Origin of the sequence: Streptomyces carpinensis, assembly GCF_002154505.1 — a bacterium.
Classification (GTDB): domain Bacteria; phylum Actinomycetota; class Actinomycetes; order Streptomycetales; family Streptomycetaceae; genus Streptomyces; species Streptomyces carpinensis.
The window spans coordinates 1-5900 of sequence record NZ_MUBM01000500.1; the positions used below are offsets into that span (position 1 = coordinate 1).

At 70.5% G+C, this 5900-nt stretch carries 7 protein-coding genes; 3 read left to right on the top strand and 4 right to left on the bottom strand.

Annotated features, from left to right (window positions below; genetic code table 11):
- Positions 1–659, top strand: a 659-nt coding sequence (locus tag BZY54_RS51345) for a BN159_2729 family protein (RefSeq protein ID WP_158104012.1), incomplete at its 5' end; no start/stop codon positions are given.
- A 1135-nt stretch (positions 660–1794) separates the two neighbouring features.
- On the top strand, positions 1795–2145 hold the full coding sequence (locus BZY54_RS44785; RefSeq protein ID WP_244217643.1) for a helix-turn-helix domain-containing protein: 351 nt from the start codon (positions 1795–1797) through the stop codon (positions 2143–2145).
- A gap of 34 nt (positions 2146–2179) precedes the next feature.
- Here the strand turns inward: BZY54_RS44785 and BZY54_RS44790 are convergent, their stop codons facing one another.
- The 4 genes from BZY54_RS44790 to BZY54_RS44805 all read right to left on the bottom strand — a co-directional run bounded on the left by BZY54_RS44790 (position 2180) and on the right by BZY54_RS44805 (position 4025).
- Complete coding sequence (locus BZY54_RS44790) at positions 2180–2428, bottom strand: hypothetical protein (RefSeq protein WP_086731103.1); 249 nt, start codon at positions 2426–2428, stop codon at positions 2180–2182.
- A 42-nt stretch (positions 2429–2470) separates the two neighbouring features.
- Positions 2471–3202: an IS3 family transposase gene (locus BZY54_RS44795; RefSeq protein ID WP_143668292.1), complete on the bottom strand. Its 732-nt coding sequence runs from the start codon at positions 3200–3202 to the stop codon at positions 2471–2473.
- A gap of 8 nt (positions 3203–3210) precedes the next feature.
- Positions 3211–3468, bottom strand: coding sequence for a transposase (locus tag BZY54_RS44800; RefSeq protein ID WP_158104013.1), 258 nt, complete (start codon positions 3466–3468; stop codon positions 3211–3213).
- Between the two features lie 329 nt (positions 3469–3797).
- Positions 3798–4025: a hypothetical protein gene (locus BZY54_RS44805; RefSeq protein WP_244217644.1), complete on the bottom strand. Its 228-nt coding sequence runs from the start codon at positions 4023–4025 to the stop codon at positions 3798–3800.
- Positions 4026–5257: 1232 nt separating this feature from the next.
- Here BZY54_RS44805 and BZY54_RS44810 point away from each other — a divergent pair.
- Complete coding sequence (locus tag BZY54_RS44810; protein WP_143668294.1) at positions 5258–5566, top strand: hypothetical protein; 309 nt, start codon at positions 5258–5260, stop codon at positions 5564–5566.
- Positions 5567–5900: the final 334 nt, after the last annotated feature.

Below are 5900 nucleotides of genomic sequence, written 5' to 3' on the forward strand. Positions count from 1 at the left end.
CCGCCCAGCAGGCCGCCCCGCCCGACCCGGCCGCCGTCCACCAGGCCACCGCGGTCGACCCGGCGCCCGTCCAGCAAGCCGCCGCCATCGCGCCGGTCCCCGGACAGAGCACCGGCGCCCAGGAGCCGCACACGGCCCAGGAGGACCAGGAGCAGTCCAAGGCCGCCGTCACAGCGGCCAGGCTGCGGGCCGAGAACGCGGGCCGGCTCGAGGTCACGCAGATCGCTTCGGACGACGAACGCGTCACCGTCCACATCCACGCCCTGTCGCTGGGCGACTGGGAGTACTGGCTGACCGCGATCGGCGCGCCCCTGAACGCACCGACCCACCGCAGCGGATGGGCGCAGAGCGCCATCGGGCACCTCGACGGTGTGGAGGTCCATCTCACCGCGGAGGCCGTGCCCCGTCTCCTGGAGGAAGCGGCGCAGCGGGCCACCGAACCGTTCTGCCTCGGAGGCCGCATCTACGACCTCGCCCTCGGCCACACCGACCGCCATGGTCAGACCTGGCACTACCAGGGTCAGCGCCAAGAGGACGACACGCCTCTTTTCACCCTGGGCGGTACCAGCGGCCCGTCCTACCCGCTCACCTCCATCGTCACGGCCAACGGGCCCCTCGCCCCCACTGCTGCGACCCCGGAGAACACGGACACCTGCTGAACACGCGTCGCACCGCCGTCGGTCCCCTGCACTCCCGGGTCCCTCCTGCGAGGAGCACCGCGCGGCAGACGACGGCTGCCGAGGCCTTACGGCGGTAAGTCATCGAAGGCGAGGGCCCAGGCTGGAGGACAACCCGGTGCCGTGCTCGGCGTGCCCCACGCCGGCCGAGGGGATGCAGCACTTCGGCGTTTTGCCGTTCCCGAGGGGATCTGCGCACCCCTGGGCGTCCGTAGTCGTCGGCGCAACCGGCGAGGCAGGATTGTTTCCCGCACGCCGATGAGCCGCACGCCCTTCGGTCGGCCCTCGCGCACGTCGCCGGTGCGTTCCGTGGCCCGGGCGCCGTCCTGGATCGGGTGGCCGTGGCCGCGAAGGTGCACCGGCTCGCGACAGCCGCCCCGGTTCCTCGCCGCGCGTTGTCGTACCACCCCGGGGCCCTCCACACGGTGCAGCCGTGGGCGTGGTGTTGTGTGAGGCTGCCGTCCGGGGGGTGCGGTGTGCGGGCGGCCAGGGTCCTCAGCCCGTCGGCGCTCGTGTGCCGGCGGGCCGGGACACCGTCGTGCGAAGGTCGCCGTGCCGGGCACGGTCGGCTTCGCCGTCAGCCTCGCGGCGTGACGGCGTGACGGCGTGACGGCGTGCCGGCGTGGCGGCGTGCCGGCGTGCCGGCGTGCCGGCGTGGCGGTGGCCAACACCGCTGCTGTGGCAGCGTTCCAGCCGGTCCGTGGGAGCCGTCACGACATGTGGCCCCCCTTTGCACCGCCCCGCCGTCCCACGGGGGGCGGTGCTTTGCTTGCCCTCAGCCGGTGGGGGTGGGTGGCAGGCTCTCCGGGCGGCCCGTGGAGGACGTCGGGGGGGCGTCGGCCGCTGTCGTGGTTCAACTCGCCGGTCGCGGCCGGGTGAAGGAGTGTGTCCGCCCGCGCGGTGGTGGCCCGGCGGTCTGTGCGGCCGCCGGCTTGGAGGATCGGGGGCGGGGCAGACCGGCATACCGTTCGACGGGTGCAGTCGGAGGGCAGCCTAGCGCAGGGCGCCGGTGGGAAAGAAGGTGCAGAACGCCCCGGCGGCAGCGCCGTTAGACTCATTGACAGGCGGTCACTCCCTCTCCACAGGAAGAACCGGCGTGCCCAACACACTGCAGGAAATGATCAAGCACAAGTTGGACCAGAACGGCTGGTCCTACAGCGATGTAGCGCGCCGCGGTGGCATCTCCCGTTCGACGGTGCACCATCTGGCGACGTCGGCGCGGCTGGCGCAGATGCCTCAGCAGACCACTCTGGAGGGCTTGGCCAGGGGGTTGGGTATCCCGGTGGCGCCGGTGCAGCGGGCCGCCGCCGAGGCCGCGGGCGTCAACCTGTACCTCGAGGACGCGCCCGAGGCCGCGGATCCCGAGGTGGCGATCCTCATCGCGAGCGTGCACCAGCTGAGTCCGAAGGACCGCCGGCATGTGGCCGTCCTCGTCGAGTCGTTGCTGCAGGCGGGCGGGTCCCGGTAGGAGGGGGAGCGTTCCGGGTGCCCGTCGGGGTCCGTCAGATCGGGTGCGGAAGCGGTGGAAGCGTTCGTGCCGTGGTGATCCAGTCGATGACGGCGTGCACGGTGACGCAGTCGAGTTCGGCCAGTTGGAAGACGGCCTGGATGTCAGCGGCGGCCAGGGGCACGCACACCGCGTCCAGGGCGCCGTACAGGCGCAGTCGGTGGGTGTGGGCGGTGGAGGTGTGCTGCCCTGCGTGGATGTCGGATCTGCCGCCGACGACGGGCAGGGGTTGTGTCGTGTCCATTTGATCCGCCTTGATGTGGGTGGGGCTGCGTCGTCCGGCGGCTCAGGCCTGCCGGGTGAAGCGGTCGAAGGTCTCCCCGAGCCGGTCTTCGAGGGCCTGTGTGTCAGGCCAGGGGTGCGGGCCGTGCAGTTCGCGGTGGACGGTGTCCCAGAAGGTCTCGACGAGGGCGTGGTCGTACCAGTCCCCCACCGTCGCGCGGACGGGCGCGCATCGCAGCGAGCCGGCGCGCTCGGTGAAGCAGCAGTCAAGGAGGCTGCCCTCTCCTGTGCCGGCGGCCGGTTCGGTGCCGGCGGCGCGGGTGATGGCGGCCATGAGAGCGTCGTGGACGAGTGTGCGGCGTGCTGCCGCGGCGGTGCTCCAGCCGATCAGACAGCGCGATGCGGTGTCGAGGACGACGGCCGTGTACAGGGGGCCCTGGAGTGTGGTGAAGGCGAACACGTCGACGATCCAGCGCCGGCCGGGCGTGAGGTCGCCTTCCTGCGGGAGCTGGTCGTGCAGCCGCCCTGCTTTCCCGCGGATCCCGGCCCCCTTCATGAGCAGCTCCACGGTTGTGTGGCTGATGTCGATGCCGTAGCGGTGGCCGAGTTCCTGCCTCACCCTGCGGTAGCCGAACGTGGAGCCGGACTCCTGGTGGATGTCGAGGATCAGGCGGGTCAGCCAGGCCCGGCGCAGTGCTCGTGGGGAGGGGGTGCGTGCGCGCCAGGCGTAGTACCCGGACTCCGAGACGCCGAGGAGTGCGGCGATCCTGCGCGCCGGGAAGCCCTGCGACGTCATGCGGTGGATCACCTCGTAACGTCTTTTGGGGGCATCACCTGCCGCATGGCGGCGATGACTTCGCGGCACAGGAGGACTTCCTGCTCCAGTTCGTCGATGCGGGTGCGGGCCTGTGCCAGGTCCGACCCGGACACACGGGAGCGCTGCCAGCGGTACACGGTCTGCGGGGAGATGCCCAGTTGCCGTGCCACTTCCTTCGCCGAGTGTCCTTCGGAGACCAGTTGCTCTGCGCGGGTGCGCAGTGCTGCGGGGTGAGGACTGCTCACTGGATCCCACTCGTTCATGCCGCTGCCGCAGGACGGGGGAAAGGGCGCTGTGCAGGCCCGGTCGTTTCCCCCGTATCCGCGGGTGGATGCCGCCGAGTCCGCCGTCCGTCCGGCGTTCGAGCTCGCTTGCCAAGGCGTGTGTCTCCCCCACCGACTGGCGCGCGCCGCAAGGGTCTTTGGCACCGGCGACAGTGCGCGATCGGCCGGCCGGTGCCTGCACGGCACACCGGCCGCCGACCGAGGCCGTCGCCCGGTGTGCCGTGTGAGCAGCGATCCTTGCGGCGCTGCAGGGGCAGGCCCTGGGGCCTGTCCCTGCGCCAGAGGGCGTGTTACTGCCGGACGCTGATGGCCTGGGTGGCCTGGGACTGGGCGACCGCGAACGGCGAGAACTGGTTCACCGCCGCCGACTCGTTGTGGGCGCTCACGTGCGCGACCTTCTTCGAGACGGTCGTCATCTTGGCGAAGTTGAACGAGAACTTGCCCAGCGCCTCGCGGGAGGGCAGCAGTTCGGCGGTCTCGGCCTCGAGCCAGTCGTTGTTCATCAGGAAGCCTTTCATGAATGAAGGGACGTATGCGAAACAGGAGCCGGGCCGGGCAGCGAACGGAACAACCGCTGCCGTGGGCCGTGCTCCACCCCCGGTCGGCGCCGCCGGCGACGGCCACCGCAAGTGCCGTGGACCGGCACGGCGGCGTCGCACGGATCCCGGACCGGAGGTTGTCTTCCCCGGACGGCCGGGCCATGGGGAGCCCGGCCGTCCGGAGCTGCACGGCAGGGCCTGCGTGAAAGGAACGCGCAGGCATGCGCCAACCCCGCCGTCCGGAGTCTCTGGACGATTCGTCCAGAGGGCGTGGACGGTAGTCGAAAAGGAACGGTCAACGCAAACCGTCTATTTCCGACATTCGTTCAGAAGCGCGCGTCTGTTCCATTCCTCGGTTCTGGGTCTCAACTGCACGCCTCGCGCCGGGCGTTGGCGGCGCCGTGCGTCGGCGTCCGCTACCGCTGCCGCCCCCGGGTCGACGGTGCGCACAGACACAGGGGCAAGCACCGGCGGGCCGGCAGCCGTCCGCCCCAACCGCCCCCAGGCCAAGGCATCGAGAACGCCCCTTCCGAAAACCGGCGGCCGCATCCGGCCGCGGACAGCGCCATGGGGACGGCGTCCGGCCCCGGTTGCCCTCCGCTCGGCAGCGTGCCGGTGCGCACCGCCACCGAAGTCCCCCTTCACAGGGCCGACTGGCGACTGCTGGACTGCCATCTCCCCTGTTCCGGAAGGCGCGCCGCACCGCCCGGGAGGCGGTCAGGCGCCCCTCGCCCCTGCACAGCCGCCGCGCAGACAGAAGGCGACACGCAAGGAGCCGGGCGCGGCCATCCGCCCGCAGACAGCCGGCACGCATCCTCCGACGAGAAATGCACTCCACAAAAGCCAGGGCAGTACCGAAACTCGCCCGCCGGCCCCGCCGCCAGGTCACCGCGTATTCTCTCGTTTCCCGACTCCGAAAAATGCAGGGCATTTCAGGCGGCGTATTCACACCGTCGGACTCATTTCGTCGCACACTTGGCGACCGGCCTGGTCGACCACCAAGTTCACCTGGTCGGATGCCATTTGCCAGGCGCGGCACGAATTCCCGCAAAGGGCGCGGCAATACCGCTGAGCTGCCGTTTTCGATATCTCACCCGGATCGTCAGCGGATTGACGACGGCTCAGCCCGCGACGAATTGCGCGCAAATTGATGTAGCGTCAGGTTCAACACCAGGGGCGAAACCGACCCCTGATGTTTGAAAGGAGATCAGGTGAAGACCATTGCTAAGGCAGTAGCGGGCACGCTTTTGGCGGCCGGCGCTGTCATGGCGCCTCTCTCGGTGGAGGCATCCGCTGCTCCGGCGGCGGTCTCTGTGACGGCGGTGGCGCCCTCGTTCCACCACCCGGGCAGCCACTACGGGTACCGTCACAGCGGTGACTGGCGGCGATACTGCGACGACGACCGCTACGACGGCTGGCGTCACCGCAACCACTGCGGCGACTACGGTCGCTACCGCTACTACAGCTGGGACCAGTACCGGTACAGCAACTACGACCGGGACTGCTACTGGCGTCGTTAGCCCCGACGACATCCGTGCCGCCCGCTGTCAGGCCTGACAGCGGGCGGCTCCGTCATGCAGGGGGAAGGAACACAGCGTCTCTGATCAGCTAAGGGATCCTATGCGGACCGTATGATCCGGCGTGGGTTGTGCCCACCTGGGCGGGGAAGCGTGAGCGTGGAGATGGAATCCCGCGCCGAGTGCTGCTCCGCGTGGCCGGTGTCGGCTGGTGGTGTGTGTGCTGATCGTGGTCACGCCCTGGTGCCGGTGGGCTGCGCGGGGCAGCCGGGTCCGGTCCGTTGGTGCGTGTCCCTCCGGACGCTGACCGGCACGGCCGAGGGGCCGCGTCGGGGAG

Excerpts from the sequence above, each read along its gene's own strand:
- BZY54_RS44785 (WP_244217643.1), top strand. The coding sequence starts at position 1,795 with ATGATCAAGCACAAGTTGGACCAGAACGGCTGGTCCTACAGCGATGTA.
- BZY54_RS44790 (WP_086731103.1), bottom strand. The coding sequence starts at position 2,428 with ATGGACACGACACAACCCCTGCCCGTCGTCGGCGGCAGATCCGACATC.
- BZY54_RS44795 (WP_143668292.1), bottom strand. The coding sequence starts at position 3,202 with ATGACGTCGCAGGGCTTCCCGGCGCGCAGGATCGCCGCACTCCTCGGC.
- BZY54_RS44805 (WP_244217644.1), bottom strand. The coding sequence starts at position 4,025 with ATGAAAGGCTTCCTGATGAACAACGACTGGCTCGAGGCCGAGACCGCC.